The 15,110-nt window shown below is 48.6% G+C and carries 17 protein-coding genes; 8 read left to right on the top strand and 9 right to left on the bottom strand.

The features are described from left to right. Window positions 1-2 precede the first annotated feature (2 nt). Window positions 3-1,544: a pectate lyase family protein gene (locus BLS03_RS06215; protein WP_093270942.1), complete on the top strand. Its 1,542-nt coding sequence runs from the start codon at window positions 3-5 to the stop codon at window positions 1,542-1,544. A 137-nt stretch (window positions 1,545-1,681) separates the two neighbouring features. Next, window positions 1,682-2,437 (top strand): vitamin B12 ABC transporter ATP-binding protein BtuD, encoded by a 756-nt coding sequence (btuD, locus tag BLS03_RS06210; RefSeq protein ID WP_093270940.1) that lies wholly within the window; start codon window positions 1,682-1,684, stop codon window positions 2,435-2,437. 244 nt (window positions 2,438-2,681) lie between these two features. On the opposite strand, the gene BLS03_RS06205 is transcribed toward btuD, so the two are convergent. From BLS03_RS06205 to BLS03_RS06195, 3 genes are all read right to left on the bottom strand, one after another. Then, a complete protein-coding gene (locus BLS03_RS06205; RefSeq protein WP_093270937.1) occupies window positions 2,682-3,257 on the bottom strand; it encodes a nucleoside triphosphate pyrophosphohydrolase family protein in 576 nt (191 codons plus the stop codon). Between the two features lie 175 nt (window positions 3,258-3,432). Then, on the bottom strand, window positions 3,433-4,014 hold the full coding sequence (locus BLS03_RS06200; protein ID WP_093270934.1) for a DUF1415 domain-containing protein: 582 nt from the start codon (window positions 4,012-4,014) through the stop codon (window positions 3,433-3,435). A 42-nt stretch (window positions 4,015-4,056) separates the two neighbouring features. Further along, the gene (locus BLS03_RS06195; RefSeq protein ID WP_093270932.1) at window positions 4,057-5,265 is read right to left on the bottom strand and encodes an MFS transporter; all 1,209 of its coding nucleotides are present in this window, start codon (window positions 5,263-5,265) and stop codon (window positions 4,057-4,059) included. Window positions 5,266-5,381: 116 nt separating this feature from the next. On the opposite strand from BLS03_RS06195, the gene BLS03_RS06190 reads away from it, so the two are divergent. Beyond that, window positions 5,382-6,251 carry a LysR family transcriptional regulator gene (locus tag BLS03_RS06190; protein ID WP_093270929.1) on the top strand — a complete coding sequence of 290 codons (870 nt, stop codon included), beginning with the start codon at window positions 5,382-5,384 and terminating at the stop codon, window positions 6,249-6,251. Here the strand turns inward: BLS03_RS06190 and BLS03_RS06185 are convergent. After that, window positions 6,248-6,475 (bottom strand): glutaredoxin family protein, encoded by a 228-nt coding sequence (locus BLS03_RS06185; protein WP_093270927.1) that lies wholly within the window; start codon window positions 6,473-6,475, stop codon window positions 6,248-6,250. The two genes, BLS03_RS06190 and BLS03_RS06185, sit on opposite strands and share 4 nt — an antisense overlap. A 112-nt stretch (window positions 6,476-6,587) precedes the next feature. Here BLS03_RS06185 and BLS03_RS06180 point away from each other — a divergent pair, with 112 nt between their 5' ends. Genes BLS03_RS06180 through BLS03_RS06170 form a run of 3 tightly spaced genes read left to right on the top strand, consistent with a single transcriptional unit; the run spans window position 6,588 to window position 8,339 of the window. Continuing rightward, window positions 6,588-7,091, top strand: a complete 504-nt coding sequence (locus BLS03_RS06180; RefSeq protein ID WP_176765536.1) for a YgjP-like metallopeptidase domain-containing protein — start codon at window positions 6,588-6,590, stop codon at window positions 7,089-7,091. Continuing rightward, window positions 7,092-8,114: a 23S rRNA (adenine(1618)-N(6))-methyltransferase RlmF gene (gene rlmF, locus BLS03_RS06175; protein WP_093270921.1), complete on the top strand. Its 1,023-nt coding sequence runs from the start codon at window positions 7,092-7,094 to the stop codon at window positions 8,112-8,114. It begins immediately after the preceding gene. Window positions 8,115-8,150: 36 nt separating this feature from the next. Next, window positions 8,151-8,339 (top strand): hypothetical protein, encoded by a 189-nt coding sequence (locus BLS03_RS06170; RefSeq protein WP_093270918.1) that lies wholly within the window; start codon window positions 8,151-8,153, stop codon window positions 8,337-8,339. A 76-nt stretch (window positions 8,340-8,415) separates the two neighbouring features. On the opposite strand, the gene pilW is transcribed toward BLS03_RS06170, so the two are convergent. Next, entirely contained in the window at window positions 8,416-9,084 is a 669-nt protein-coding gene (gene pilW / locus BLS03_RS06165) for a type IV pilus biogenesis/stability protein PilW (protein WP_093270915.1), read from the bottom strand. A 186-nt stretch (window positions 9,085-9,270) separates the two neighbouring features. Next, a complete protein-coding gene (metA, locus tag BLS03_RS06160; RefSeq protein WP_093270913.1) occupies window positions 9,271-10,212 on the bottom strand; it encodes a homoserine O-acetyltransferase MetA in 942 nt (313 codons plus the stop codon). Between the two features lie 120 nt (window positions 10,213-10,332). Here metA and BLS03_RS06155 point away from each other — a divergent pair, with 120 nt between their 5' ends. Both BLS03_RS06155 and BLS03_RS06150 read left to right on the top strand, forming a co-directional pair. Next, window positions 10,333-10,743 carry an ATP-binding protein gene (locus BLS03_RS06155; protein WP_093271114.1) on the top strand — a complete coding sequence of 137 codons (411 nt, stop codon included), beginning with the start codon at window positions 10,333-10,335 and terminating at the stop codon, window positions 10,741-10,743. Beyond that, the gene (locus BLS03_RS06150) at window positions 10,713-11,135 is read left to right on the top strand and encodes a DUF3859 domain-containing protein (RefSeq protein ID WP_093270910.1); all 423 of its coding nucleotides are present in this window, start codon (window positions 10,713-10,715) and stop codon (window positions 11,133-11,135) included. Before BLS03_RS06155 ends, BLS03_RS06150 begins: the two co-directional genes overlap by 31 nt. 40 nt (window positions 11,136-11,175) lie before the next feature. Here BLS03_RS06150 and BLS03_RS06145 read toward each other — a convergent pair whose 3' ends face one another. The 3 genes from BLS03_RS06145 to BLS03_RS06135 form a co-directional block, all read right to left on the bottom strand. Continuing rightward, the gene (locus BLS03_RS06145) at window positions 11,176-12,702 is read right to left on the bottom strand and encodes an EAL domain-containing protein (RefSeq protein ID WP_093270907.1); all 1,527 of its coding nucleotides are present in this window, start codon (window positions 12,700-12,702) and stop codon (window positions 11,176-11,178) included. Window positions 12,703-12,818: 116 nt separating this feature from the next. Further along, window positions 12,819-13,955: an ABC transporter permease gene (locus BLS03_RS06140; RefSeq protein WP_093270905.1), complete on the bottom strand. Its 1,137-nt coding sequence runs from the start codon at window positions 13,953-13,955 to the stop codon at window positions 12,819-12,821. Next, the gene (locus BLS03_RS06135) at window positions 13,952-15,103 is read right to left on the bottom strand and encodes an ABC transporter permease (protein WP_093270902.1); all 1,152 of its coding nucleotides are present in this window, start codon (window positions 15,101-15,103) and stop codon (window positions 13,952-13,954) included. Before BLS03_RS06135 ends, BLS03_RS06140 begins: the two co-directional genes overlap by 4 nt. Window positions 15,104-15,110 lie beyond the last annotated feature (7 nt).

The raw sequence follows: 15,110 nt of genomic DNA, 5'->3' as shown, positions 1-15,110 counted from the left end.
TTATGAACATAACAAAAGCGAAGAAGCACCTACCTTTATCGACCCTTTCTGTTTGTATCGCGCTCGCATCACAACCAAGTTTTGCGTCGGGATTTGATACCCAAAATGGCGGCACAACTGGCGGCCAAGGCGGCGAAGTGGTTTACGCCACAACGGGTACTGAAATTCACGAAGCGCTGTGTAGCCGCGCGAGCAGTGACACGCCAATTATTATTCAAGTGGAAGGCACCATTAATCACTCGAATACCACCAAAGTCTCCGGTGATAGTTGTAACACTGCCGAAGATAAAATTGAGATTAAAGAAGTCAGCAACGTCTCTATCATTGGTGTTGGCGAAGGCGCACTGTTTGACGAACTGGGCATCCACCTGCGTGAAGCCTCCAACATCATCATTCAAAACGTGCACGTTCGTAACGTGAAAAAATCCGGCTCACCAATCTCAAACGGTGGTGATGCCATCGGTATGGAAAGCAATGTATCGAACGTGTGGGTTGACCACGTCACACTTGAAGCCAGCGGCGGCGAGAGTGAAGGGTACGATGCGTTGTTTGATATGAAGAACAACACCACGTACGTGACTTTGTCATACAGTATTTTGCGCAACTCTGGCCGCGGTGGTCTGGTTGGCTCAAGCGATAGCGATGATGGCAACGGTCCTGTGACTTTCCATCACAACTACTATGAGAACATCAACTCGCGTACGCCACTGCTGCGCCACGCGACTGCGCATGCATACAACAACTATTACAATGGTTTGGTTTCCTCGGGCATGAACCCACGTATCGGCGGACAGATGCGCGCGGAGAACAACTACTTTAAAGATTCAAAAGACCCGCTCGGCACTTTCTACACCAATGACATGGGTTACTGGCAAGTCAGCGGTAACATCTGGGACAACATCGATTGGTCTGAAGAAGCGGATAAACTGTATCCAGCTGGCCCAGACCCAGTGTCAACCACCAGTATCAGCATTCCTTACTCTTACGATCTTGATGACGCGTCTTGTGTACCAAGTATTGTGTTAGCGGCAGCCGGTGCGAATACAGGCCTTGCAGTATCCGATGGTAGCTGCGCGACCACGGAAACCGGTGATGGCGATGGCACGGATACCGGAACGGACACGGGCACTGATACTGGCACCGATACAGGTACAGAAACGGGAACTGGCGAGCTTGGCACCAACTTAGCGTTGACGGGCGGAGCAGACGGTAGCTCAAAAGCGAGCGGCACCAGCTACGGCAATGTCATAGATGGCGATACATCGACTTACTGGTCACCAAGTGGCACGACAGGCACCGTCAGTGTGAAAGGTCTCACTTCAACCTTTAATACCGTGCGAATTCTTGAAGTGAGCGGGACTGAAGGGACAGTCACATCGTGGAGTTTAATCAATTACGACAGCGGTGTTGAGCTGACTTCTGGCACTAGCTTGAATGCGCTTGTGAGCGTTGGCGACATCAACCCAGCGAAAATCAGCTTAGTGATTAACGCGGCCAGCGATATACCACAAATTGCAGAATTTGAAGTCTACAATCAGCAGTAAATCGCTAGCGAGTTTTGCTTTGATCTTCAAAGCCCACCGAAAGGTGGGCTTTTTGTGTCACCAACTTTGATCATTCGTTTCTTCTCGCCAGCGAATCGGGTAAGGTGAGGGCAAGTGTTTATTTGGATGATTTATCAATGCTTTCCATCCGCAGTTTAACGGTTAATACTCGACTATTACCGCTTTCGTTTGACGCCGCTGCTGGCGAAGTTGTTCATATTGTCGGGCCAAATGGCAGCGGCAAAAGCACCTTGTTGTCGGCGATTGCCGGTATGATCGAATTCGGTGGTGAAGCACAGTTGTTTGATGAGCAAATTACCGAGCTCTCAGTTGAAACGCTGGCCTCGCGCCGTGCCTATTTGACCCAAAGCGGTAAGCCTCCGTTTGCGATTGGTGTGGCACAATATCTGTCGTTATCCGTCCCTTCGTTTGTTGAGCCGAATTCGCCGCACATTACTGCGGCGGTGGAAGAGCTCAGCGCGCTGCTTAAATTAGAAGATAAATTGCATCGCTCGATAGCGGAGCTTTCTGGTGGTGAATGGCAGCGCGTGCGTTTGGCGGGTATTTGCTTGCAAGTGTGGCCAACCCTCAATCCATACGCACGGTTATTATTGCTCGATGAACCAGCTGCGCCTTTGGATATTGGCCAAGAAGCCTTGTTATATCAGTTGATCCGCCGCATGGCGCAAATGGGTTTGATTGTGCTGATGGCCAACCACGATCTGAATCGCGCATTGCAATTTGCCGACAAAACCTTAGTGCTAAAAAAAGGTGTGTTGGTCGATTTTGGCGTGGCCAGTGAGGTGATGACATCGCAAACTTTGAGCGATGTTTTTGCCAGTCATGTGCAACGTGTTGAGTTTAATGGGAAAAATGTGCTTTTGTTTGATTAATTCGGTGCAGTTTGCACTGTTATGGTTAGTGCTAGGCTAATGATATTAGAGAGAAAAATACCAAATACTTATAAATCAATTAGTTAACGTTTTTAAAAAAGTTGGCATGAGGTTGGCATTATAGAGAGTGATACATTCTCGTTCTTGTTAGGCTTTATGTCATTTCTTGACTATGACATTTACACGCCACCCCGGTCTCCCTGAGGTGGCGTTTTTTTTGCCTGTCATTCAGGCACAAGCGAGATTATTGTGTCAGCGCTTTGAGATCGGCTGGACGGTAATACACCGATTTCAGCACCTTACCTTGGCGAATGGTTTTTGCTTCAGAGACAAAATCCTCTGCACATTTGGCAATGATGTAATCGCCTTTTTGTACGGCCATCAAGCGAATGCCTTGGCTTGCGTAGTGCGCTTCGGTTTCTGCGTATTCTTGTTCGCTGCGGCACACTTTGCTCATATTGCTAGAGTGGACTTCATCCCAACATGGCAAAAATTCAATGCCACGGTTAACCGCAACATTGAGTAGCAAGTCGATTAAATAGCTGATCGCCAAATTGTCTTCGACTTTGCTTTGACCAAGGTGCACAAGACGGCCCATCAACACATACACGGTATCGACGATCGCGTCCGCTTGCTCGACCTTGCTGTCGGCTTCGGCAAGTTCAGTCAACTCTTCAATCGCAAGCGAGGTATGCAGCGTATCGCCTTTGTCATCCAGAGTGTCCGGCTTGGCAACAGGCAAATCAAAGGTGCTGCGAAATTCGCTGATATCTTGATATAGGTGATCGAAAAGAGGTTGAGTCAGTTTTGATAAGTGCATTTGCTTGATCCGAAATAGTAAAAATATCGCGCAATAGTACCAAGTTCGCCGCGGTGCGACAATTTCGCCGCGGTGAGCGTGATTGTGCGAGGTTTAAATGGAAGCGGTGTTGGCGCTTTTAGCGATTACGCCAACGGCTTTAAATGCTTAAGGTTGTTAGTTTTTAAACACGTTTTTATTTAACAATTTTATTAAACAAATAAGGAAATAGCGCTTGGCGCTGTGCGTCACTGAGATTGGCCACTTTTTCCATATTGGCCTCAGGGATCGCTTCTGGATCTGGGTAGTGTTTGAGTACCCGCTCCATGCTGGCTTCGCGAATCAGGTGGAAAATCGGATATGGCGAGCGATTGGTCAGGTTTTCAGCGTCATCGGGCTCGCTGTCGGCAAAGCAGTAATCGGGATGAAAGGTCGCCACTTGATAGACGCCTTCCCAGCCTTGCTGGCGAATCACGGCGTCAATCCAGTCAATAAACAGGTTGTAATCGTAGAAATCGCTGAGCATATTCGGCACCACCACCAGAGTGGTGTCGAGCGTTTCGGCCGGTGTATTGTCAAGCTCGATAAATTGAGTGAGCAGATCTTCGAGCAGCTTTTCGTCGCTATCCGCGTCGCTGACCACAATTCGAATCTGCTGATTACGCTGCGGCTTAGCGGCAAACGGACATAGGTTTAGGCCGATCACCACATCATCGAGCCAGGTATTAACGGTTCGAATGATGTCTTGATGGGCGCGAGTCGGTAAATCTTGAGTCATTGAGCTTTGCTTTGATTATGATTTGCCGCGCAGCATAGCAAATTAAACCGCTTCGAGCTTGGTTTTTGTCTGCAGTTTGCTCTGCATGCCTTTGAGGCGAAAACAGAGCATAAACACCACAACGTAAAGCAACAATCCACCGCCAATCACGCCAGCCCAACGTTGGATTTGCCAGCAATAGATCAAGAAGAATCCGCCGAGGCTGCCGCCAATGTAGTAGTGTACTAAATACAGCGCGGTGGCGGTGGCTTTGGCACTTGGCGCTTTTTGGCTTACCCAAGCGTAGGCGAGAGTGTGGGTGAAAAATGCGCCAAAGCTTATCAGCATTAAGCCAACTAACATGCTTGGAATCCACTCAAAGTAGGCCAGCAACATGCCACTTAGGCTTAAGCAAGCGCCGAGCAGCATGCCATTGAGCGGCGAATGGTGTTGGCTCCAGCGGCCGGAAAGTTTTGAGCTGATGGTTCCGCCCAGATAGCAGACGAAAATCAGTGAGGCTAAACCAACAGGCAGATTGTGCGGCGCCGCGACCAAGCGAAAGCCCATCACCGAGTAGAGGTTAACAAACAAAGCAAAGTTAGCGCCGCCAATCAGCATCGCAGTAAACAATTGTGGATTTTTCATGTGCGTGAGCAGCGAGCGATTGTGCGCGCGCAGCATGCCACGTTGCGGCGTAAAATGGCGTTGGGCAGGGAGCAGATACGCGACCAATAAAATCCCCACCAAGGTAATAGCCATCATCACCAGCACGGCTGAGTGCCAGCCAAGTGCATCCGTTAAGGTGCCGCCCATGATCCGCCCGGTGATACCACCAAGCGAGTTTGCCGCGATGTAGCTGCCGATGGCTTGGCTAAAGGCCTTGGGTTCAAGCTCTTCGGCCATGTAGGCGACTGCAACGGAGGCAAACGCCGCGATGGCGATGCCCATCAGTGCGCGGCAGGCTACGATCAGCCAAAATTGTTCGCTCAGCAGCATCAGCGCGCCAATCACGGGCATGGCAAATAAGCCAATTAACATCACTTTACGGCGACCAAATGATTCTGAACTGACCGCCCAAGGCACTAAGCTTATCGACAGCGCCAGTGTTGAGGCAGCAAAAATCCAGTTAATGCGGGTTTCCGATAAACCAAAATGCTGCGCCATGGTCGGCAGCATGGGTTGGAAAAGATACAAATTACAAAACACTAAAAAAGAGCCCAGTGCTAAGCTGAGGGTAACTTTTTTATACTCGGAACTGCCTAAGGAAATCATGGTGCGCCTCAAAAATCGGTTTACCACGCCAAACTAACAATCTTTTTGTGATATACAAAATATATTAAAAATATAATTTCCATATACTAAATATATAGTGATTAAATGGAACGCGCATGGACAGTCGTCAGTTAAAACATTTCGTCGCGGTGGCTGAGCACCGCAACTTCACCGCTGCAGCTAATCAGCTGCATATTGCTCAGCCTGCGCTGAGTATCTCAATAAAAAAATTCGAGCAACAATTAGGCATGAAGCTGTTTCGCCGTGACGACCGCAAAATCGACCTCACCAATGAAGGCAATATGCTCTATGAACATGCCAAACGCATTTTGCAGCAAATTGATGATGCGCAGTTGGCGGTTGATGAGCTTAAAGGGTTGGAAAAAGGCGAGGTGAAACTTGGCGCGCCAAGTATGATGGGATCGTATTTTTTTCCGCAGATTTTGATGGCGTTCAAAAATCACTACCCGAATTTAAAACTGACCCTCATTGATGCCGGGACGCGCTCGATTCGCCAAATGTTGATCGATGGTGAGCTCGACCTTGGAGTGATTGTCAGTGACGATGTCACTGACGAGCTCGAAACCGACGATTTATTGGATGCGGAAATGGTCGCGGTGGTCGGCAGTCAGCATCCGCTGGCGGACAGTAAAGTGATGAGCTTTGATACCTTTTTCGATCAAGAACTTGTGATGTTTAAACCCGGGTATTTTCACCGTGAGTTTATTGAGTCAAAAGCCAACACCCATGGCTATAATATGAACGTCGCGTTTGAAACCAACTTACTGCCGTTGATTCTGAGCATTGTAAAACACGAGTTTGCGATGACGTCACTATTAACGTTGGTGACCGATAACGAGCCGAGTGTGCGCGCCATTTCCTTTGAGCAGCCAGTGACGTTTAAATTGGTGCTGGCTTGGCGGCGAGATGGCTATCTGTCTAAGGCCGACCAAGCGTTTATCGAGTTTGTAAAGCAGTACGTTTAGCTGCGATACAGTTTGTCAAAATTGCCAGGATTCCAGCCGATCATAATGCGATCGCCCACTTTGAGCACGGGGACTGAGCGAGCGCCAATTGCATCAAGTTCTTTACGGCCACGCTGCATTTTTGCGTTACATAAACGGTAAGGAATCTTCTTTGAATCCAGATAGCGCTGGGCATCTTTGCAGTGCGGGCACTTGTCTTTAACGTATAAGACGACACGTTTCATAGGGTTTCTCCGTTTAATTCGACGCTAGAGTGTAATCAAAAGGCGATGAATGGCAAGGGCGAATCAGGTACACTTGGCGGCGATTTATTTCTACAGCGAGACAGGCAACGCCGTGCACCCAGCATTAAAGTACATTCAGGGCTATCCTGAGGAGATCATCTCTCAAGTCGCCAAGTTGATTGAAAACGACAAACTTAGCCAATGGTTTGAGCGCAAATACCCAGATAACCATGAAATTCAAAGCGAAAAAGCGCTGTTTGAGTACACCATGGCGCTGAAAAATCGCTATATGAAAAAAAGCAGTCCGCTGAGTAAAGCCATCTACGACAATAAAATTCACCTGATTCATAACGCCCTTGGCTTGCACACCTACGCCTCGAAAGTGCACGGCAATAAAATCAAAACCAAAAACGAAATTCGCATTGCCAGTGTATTCAAACAAGCGCCGGAGCCACTGCTGCGCATGTTGGTGGTGCACGAGTTAGCTCACATTAAAGAAAAGCAGCACGATAAAGCCTTTTATCAGCTTTGTTGTCATATGTTGCCTGACTATCATCAGCTTGAGTTGGATGCGCGGCTGTTTTTGATTCATCACGAGTTGAGTGCGGGTAAGTAGATGAAAAACAATAAAAACACACAAAGTGATAACCAGAGTGATAGCGAGCTTAAATGGTCGGTAGTGAAAAGTGCGCCGGGTCTGCATAAACGTAACCCTCACGGCGGGCGTTACGATTTTAATGCTCTAGTTGCCACGCTTCCCGAGCTCAAAGCCCATGTTGTCAAGACACCAAGCGGAGAGGCGAGCATCGATTTTTCCAACTCAGAGTCGGTGCTGATGCTGAATCGCGCGCTGCTGGCGAGTTTTTATCAAGTGAGCGATTGGCAAATTCCGCAAGGCTTTTTGTGCCCGCCAATCCCAGGGCGCGCCGATTATATTCATCGCCTTGCCGAACTGTTAAACCGCGAGGCCAAAGGGCTAAATCATCGGCTTATTCAGGCACTTGATATCGGTGTTGGCGCCAACTGCATCTATCCGATAGTTGGCAGTCGCGCATACGGATGGCGCTATGTGGGCAGCGATATCGACCCGATATCGGTCGACAACGCCAAGCGTATTGTTGAAGCCAATTCGGTGCTAAATGGTCAAATCGAATGCCGTCTGCAGCCCAGCAGCCAAGCGATATTTGCCAATGTGATTAAAGACGGCGAGTTTTACGACATCACCACGTGTAATCCGCCATTTCACGCCTCTGAGCAAGAAGCGGCGCAGGGCAGCATGCGCAAGCAGACCAACTTGGCTGCCAGCCGAGCGAAACGCGGCAATAAAAGCGCGAAACCGCAAAATGCGGGGCTGAACTTTGGCGGGCAAAAAGCCGAGCTTTGGTGCCCCGGCGGAGAGGCGGCATTTATCAAAAAAATGGCCTTGGAAAGTCAGCATTTCGCACACCAAGTGTTGTGGTTCTCAAGCTTAATTTCCAAAAAAGATAATGTCCGCTGGCTGCGCAAGCAACTGCAAAAAGCGGGCGCGGTCGAAGCCAAAGTGGTGGAAATGCAGCAAGGGCAGAAAGTGAGTCGGTTTGTGGCGTGGAGCTTTAAAAATTTAGCCGAGCGCCAGATGTGGCTCAAACAAAAGTGCTAAACTTTTGTTAACGATACAGCAAAATAAGGAGGGCATATGGAATTTGAAATCTATATGCCTTGCCAGCCAGAATGGTTTTGCACCAGCTTTTTGTGGTTGTTCGCCGGTTTATTATTGATTGGCTTGGCGGCATTTGTACGTATTCTCATCATCGAATATCGCAACATCCACCGCGCGGCGAAAGTTAAGCGCCGCCGCCGCACGCACTACACCAAACGCAAATAGTATCAGACGTAAATACCTCTAAAACGCAGATACTCCTAAAACTCAGATACCCCTAAAACGCAGATAGCCCCAAACGTTATTGACTCATCATTGTGATAATACCTTGGCGTTTATGCGTGTGGGTGTCTTGGCCAAATCTTTGCTTGTAGCGGTTTAAATACTGCTGCGCCTTGATGAATTGCTCGAGTTGAATGTGCAAATCGATAAGCGTTAACCATGTTTGCGCGCGGTTTGGATCGTGAGCCACACTCTTGGCAAAATAATCACTGGCCTCGCTAAGATGTTGCGCTTTTAAGGCGCAGTAGCCCGCATTTTCAAAATTGCGCGCGATATGGGCATAACCGGGTTGCTGGCGCGCTTTGGCAAACCAAATCAGTGATTCCAGATAGCGACCTTGCTTGCAGATAAAAGCGCCGTAATTATTCAATAACTCTCCGCTTTGACTATGTCGTTCAATTGCTTGCTGGTATTGATGCTCAGCGCTATCCATTTCGCCGACTTGCTGATAGTAATGGGCGAGCGCCATTTGTGTGGCAAGAGAATCGGGTGAGTATTGCCGAGCGAGCGTGAGGTTTTTCCACGCTTTGCTTGGCTCTCCTTGTTGCAAATAAGCTTCGGCCAGCGCAATTCGAGCATCGGCTTTGCTTTTTTGCGTTTGCTGAGTGATGGAGGATGTTGCGGCGCAGCCGCCAAGCGTTAGCCACGCCGCTGCGCTAATCAGAAGTCTGAACGGCAATATTTTCATTTTAGCTTTTCACTCTGGTTTTCTGTGTCGGGGTTTTACCAGCCGAGTTAGGTATCGATGGGCATACTAGCGAGTGATGCAATGGGTTGGCACGGAAAGTGTGTGAGCTGCGAGGGAGAGTTAAATTATTCGGTGTAAAACAAAGGCCACAGTCGGTGGCCTTTTGATGTGAGTAACAAATTTAATCTAATCGTCTTTGGTAAAGGCGTCTTCGCTAAAGTGTTCCAGATCGAACGGCGTTTGTTGGTAAACGCAGTAGTTGAGCCAGTTGGAAAACAGCAGATGCCCATGGCTTCGCCACGTCGCGCACGGCGGGTTATCGGGATCGTCGTTCTCGTAGTAATTGACCGGAATATTAGGCTCCATGCCTTCACTTAGATCGCGAATATATTCGTTATGCAAGGTATGTGCATCGTATTCTGGATGGCCAGTGACAAACACGTTTCGTTTGTCTTTGGTTGCCGCGAGATAAACCCCAGCCACGTCGGATGTGGCGAGAATATCAAGGTCAGTATGCTCAGCAAGATATTCTGGTGAGAAGTCAGCGTAGCGTGAGTGCGGCGCCAAAAACGTATCGTCAAAACCGCGCAGAATTGGGTGGAATTGATGTTGAATGCGGTGGCGATAAACCCCCGAAAGCTTCTCTTTTAGAGTGCGTTTTGGCAGGTTGTATAACAGTTTTAAACCCGCTTGCGCAGCCCAGCACACAAATAGGGTTGAAGTGACGTGGTCTTTGGCCCAGTTCATGATGGTTTGCAGGTGATCCCAGTAGAACACATCCTCAAATTGCACCAAACCAAGCGGCGCGCCAGTGATGATCAAACCGTCAAAGTTACGATTTCTGATCGCTTCAAATTGGCGATAAAACGTATTCAGATGCTCTTCTGGCGTGTTTTTACTCGGCCTGTCGTCAATGCGCAGCAGTTCAATATCGAGTTGCAAAGGAGAGTTAGACAGCAAACGCAAAAACTGCGTTTCGGTCTCAATTTTCTTTGGCATCAGATTCAAGATCAAAATCTTCAATGGGCGAATGCCCTGAGTCGAAGCACGAGACTCCGACATTACAAAGATGTTTTCCTTGCGCAGTACATCAGTGGCAGGCAATTGATCGGGAATTTTAATTGGCACAGCTTTCTCCCTAAGCTTTATTATGGACGTCTATACTTCCAAACTTAGCGCAAAGTGACAGTGATGTCGATAGCCAAGCACGCTCTTTTTACGTTATTATTCTCGCTCCTTACGCAACTGATGGAATTGTCGGTGCAGAAATTAATCTTAATCCGCGGTTTACCGGGCTCTGGCAAGAGCACACAGGCTCAAAGTCTTGGATTAACGCATTATGAAGCGGACATGTATTTTGTCGATGCTCAAGGCCAATATCGCTTCTGCGCTGACCAATTGCCCAACGCGCATCGTTGGTGTCAAACCGAGGTCGAGCGTAGTCTCGCGGCGGGTGAAAGTGTGGTGGTTGCCAATACTTTTGTCCAGCGCTGGGAAATTAAGCCTTACGCCAAACTGGCCAAGCGTTATGGCGTCAGCTTGGAAGTGCGTGAATGCAGCGGGCAATTTAACAATATTCATGGCGTGAGCGATGAAACCATTCAAAACATGAAAAAGCGGTGGCAAACATGGCCAAACGATCGCCCGTCATTGAAATGACGTCGCATGGGATCTACACCCAGTGGGATTCCAAATCCAAACACTTACCGAAAATTCAAGAGTTTACTACTCGAGTGCCAGCCGAAATCGACATTGAATTTGGCTTTGTGGTCAAGATTAAAAAAGCCAAAGGCGCCTTAATTGAATATGGCATCGAACACCCTGGCATTTTAAGTAAAAAAGGTGAGCTGCTTGAGCCTTTTGTTGGTGACGTGCATGTTGGCAGCAACGATTGGGACTTCTACCTTGGCGACACCATTTGGGATCCCATTGAAGACAAAGTCGGTAAATGGCGTATGTATCTTGCTATGGACGGGCGCGTGATCGCGGAAAAGACGTTCGATGTTCACGCCCGCGACGAAGGCGAATTTTGGAAACGTCGCGGTTTTTAACCTGTTAGCGGCTGAAGTAATAAGTTTTAAGTGAAGCCTTTTAAGCAGGGCATAGTTGCTTTTTCAAATCGTCAATATCGATTGGCCGGCTGTATAAATACCCCTGCAGCAGATGCACGTTGAGGGTTTTTAGATAGTCGGCTTGACTCGTATCTTCCACCCCTTCGGCGATGATCCGCACGCCCAAGCGGTGCGCCAAATCGATGATGCTGTTGAGCACTGGTGCGTTGACCGTATCCAAACCTATGCTATCAACAAAACATTTATCGATTTTCAAATAATCAAACTCAGTCTGTTGAATCACCGACAGTGAGGTGTGACCGGTCCCGAAATCGTCTATCGCGATGCGAATGCCATGTTGCCTTAAGGTTTTGAGCGCTTCGCGTCCCTTGGCATCCAGCACTTGACGCTCAGTAATTTCAATCGTCAACGAAAAGCCAATTTTGGCAAACGCTTTACCGTATTCAATCAACATGTTGATGTGCTGTTTTTCATGCAAATATTGTGGCGCAACGTTAATGCCGATGTGAAGTGGTGCGTGTTTGTGGTCAAGATTCTGGTTGCGCGCGAGTTGCTTAAGGTTATCCAACGTCTCTTCAAGCACGATATCAGTGATGTCGTTGACCAGATTTTGCCGCTCAGCAAGGGGCACAAAAATGTCTGGGCGCACCAAATTCATGTCAGGGTGTTTCCAGCGTACCAGCGCTTCTAATCCTTCCAAATCGCCGCTTTGGCTGCCGATGATGGGTTGATACATCACAAACAACTCTTGGCGCTGAATACCTTTACGTAGATCGTAGGCGAGGCTGCGACGCTGTCGATAATGGTGGTTCGCGAGCAGCAGTGCACCAGAGATTGCCAGCGACAGCAGTAAGCAGAAAAACAGCGTATAGGATGCGCGGCTAAACACATAATTGCTGTTGGCGTTAATCAATACCGAGTAGCCGTAAAGGGAAGACGTTCCGAGATAAGAAAAAGTGTTTTGATAAAAAGGATTCTCTTGCGGAAAGGTTTTGGCGCCAAGTTTAAAGGTGACATAGCTGATTTGATCGTTGGCGACTTGGCCTAAGCGGTCAACCAAATAACTCTTGTCAACCAAGGCCAATGAACCACTTTCAGGTTTTGACGGGTAAGTATCGATGACCACCATAGTGCGCTGATGGGGGTCGTCGTTAATGTCAAAAAAGAACATGCTCGAGTGCTGTGTCACGCGCTGAGCAATGATTTGGCTCATATCCGACACCATTACGCCGCGCTTTGATGAACACACAGCCAAATTGTCTTTGAGTAAAATCAGCTCACGTAACTGGCTGGTCTCAAGCAGTTCTTCACGAATGGCCATACAGCCATTTTGCGCACGCATCGCTTTCTGGTTTTCTTGATGCAACTGACTAATGACATCATCCATGCGATTGACATAGGTTTGGGCTTTTGAGCGCAAGTTGTGCATGACGTTGTCATAGGTGATGTACAAGCTTGCCGGCAGAACAATCAATAAAGGAATCAACAAGAAGGCGATAAGCGACTTGGACTGACGGCTGAGCTGGAGTAAAGGCATTGTGGGCATTAGCGACACTCAGTATGCATGTTGGCATGCTCATTACGATATCAGCTTGTAATGTTATACCAATCAATAACTAAGAGAATGCGAGCTGATGACATATGACAAAAAATTGACGCTTGTTAGCGCTTTACTGCCAAAAGTCGCTTGAGTTGTCGTTGTGCCAATATTGCCCAAAATATCGCTTGAATCCAAAGAATGGTATAAGGCGTTGCAATTTGTCTCCATTCTGCGCCCATTTGATTGAGGCGTAGAAAGCCTTGAATGGCGGGTGTGCTAGGAAATATTTGTGACAATGTCACTATAACTTGAGGCATGGCTTCAACTGGCCAAATAAATCCAGCGCTAAATACCAGTGGCATTGAGCTTATCAACACCACCAGCGTGACCAGTTCGCGGCGCGGCGTTATCGCGCCAAGCCAAATACCAATGAAGCTGGCGCTAAGTAGAAACGGCAGGGCGAAGGTCAGGAGATCGCCAATCTGCGCCAAGCGGCTGACATCTAACGCGCTAAAGCGATAGCCAAAATAGTACATCATCAGCACGTAGTAAATCGCAACAAAGACAAGGCTTCGCGCGGCGATCAGCTTATACGTGGAGGTTTGACGCCAATAACCGGGTTGAGCGCGCTGGGTGCCAACCATCAGTCCGGTCGCCATCACCAGCGTTTGCTGCAAAATCAATACAAATACCGCCGGTACCACGTAGTCTTGGTAGCCCATCTGTGGGTTAAACGTGGGTTTGAGATTTAGCCGAGTCGGCGCATATTGCCTGCTTGCCAGCGACAGCGGTGTGCCTTCACTGAGCATACGGGTAATGGTGGCTTTGGCCGCGAGCGTGCCGCCCGCTTTTGCAAGCCCTTCAACCACAGTGCCATAAACCAAAAAGTAGGAAGCGTCGCCTGCAAAGGCAAGGGTTGGGCTTTTTCCCTGCATGATGTGGCGATAAAAATCTTCTGGGATCACGAGTAAGCCGCTGACCTGCCCAGATAAAAAGGCGTGTTTTGCTTGCTCAATGGTGTGCGCTCGGTAAGTGATGCGAACTTGCGGCGTTGCATCAACCATGCGTTCAAGCTGATGACTTAAGGCGCTGTTATCAAGATTGACGATCGCGATGTGCTGCTCACGCGGGGTTTGATGTTGATACGGCAGCGGATACAAAAACGAATAAAAGATCACGCCGCCAAATACGGTCAGAACCACCACCGGGTTTTTAAATAGCGCGATGAGCTCTTTTTTACACAGCGAAAATAGCGTCATTGCGATGCCTCCGCTTTGCGAAGTTGACGCTGCATCAGCAGCCAAATACCAAATGCAGGCAGCATGTAGCCAAGCATTGGCGCCATTTTCTCTATGCTTGCGAGCCAGTTTTCACCATAACTCGCTTGACCCAGTTGCACCTCGATATAGTGGCTAACGGGCAGTAGGTTGCGCCACGTCGAAGCCATCGCATTCATGTCAGTGACGGGAAAGGTAATGCCCATAAACGCAAAGCTTGGTGCGGTAAATGCACCGGCAAAGCTCATCGCGCGCGCGCTATCTAGCGTCATAAAATAGAACAGCGCGCCCATGATCATACACGCGATAATGGTGACAAGTTGTGCCAGCAGTACCAGCCAAATTTGGCCCTGAAATGGCCAATCTAGCCACAAGTAAAACCATGTGATAAACGCGGCGCCGTGGGCAAAAAACATCGGCACATAGGGTGTTAGCGTCGATATTAGCTGCTTCAAGGGAGATGGACATAACCAAGGACACAACCCACGTTGGCGTTGATTGGCCGCCAAAATCATAATCGTGACCACCACAATCATGATCTGCCAAAGTGCCGGAACGATTGCTGACACCAAAAATTGGGCGTAGTTTGAGTTTAAGTTAAACAGCGCGGTGATTTGGCTGCGGATCGGTAGCGCTTTCCCAGCGGCGCTGGCGAGGGTGGAATTTCCCGATTTGAGTTTGCTTGCTATCGCGAGTTTGGCATTGAACGTCGCGTGCGCCTGGCTAAGCGCTGAATTGATTAATTTGCCGACGAGCACATATTGGCTGTTATAAAAGGCGGAGATTTGCGGTGCTAAACCATTAATCGTATCGCGATCAAATTGAGTTGGAATCACTACGTAGGCATATACATCGCCTTGAATCAATGCCTGTTTTGCAGCGCTTGTATCGCTAAAAGACGCGTTAATGGCAAGCGTTGGGCTGGCGTCTATCGTGCGAGTTAATTGTTGTGACAGGCTGCTGTGACTGAGATCCACGACGCCAATCGGTAAATTTGTCGCGATACCCGCGCGAAAAATCGCCCAAATACATAGCGCAAGGGCTATCGGCAGCCAAGTGAGGCAGGCCAAAAGCCACTTATCGGTAAAGGAGATGTGCCTTTGAATCGCGGCGCTGCGTTTCCAATTCATCGCGAAG

Origin of the sequence: Vibrio xiamenensis, assembly GCF_900100015.1 — a bacterium.
GTDB classification, from domain to species: Bacteria; Pseudomonadota; Gammaproteobacteria; order Enterobacterales; family Vibrionaceae; genus Vibrio; species Vibrio xiamenensis.
The sequence above is the reverse complement of the archived record's forward strand: the minus strand, read 5'-3'. Positions and strand labels throughout refer to the sequence as shown.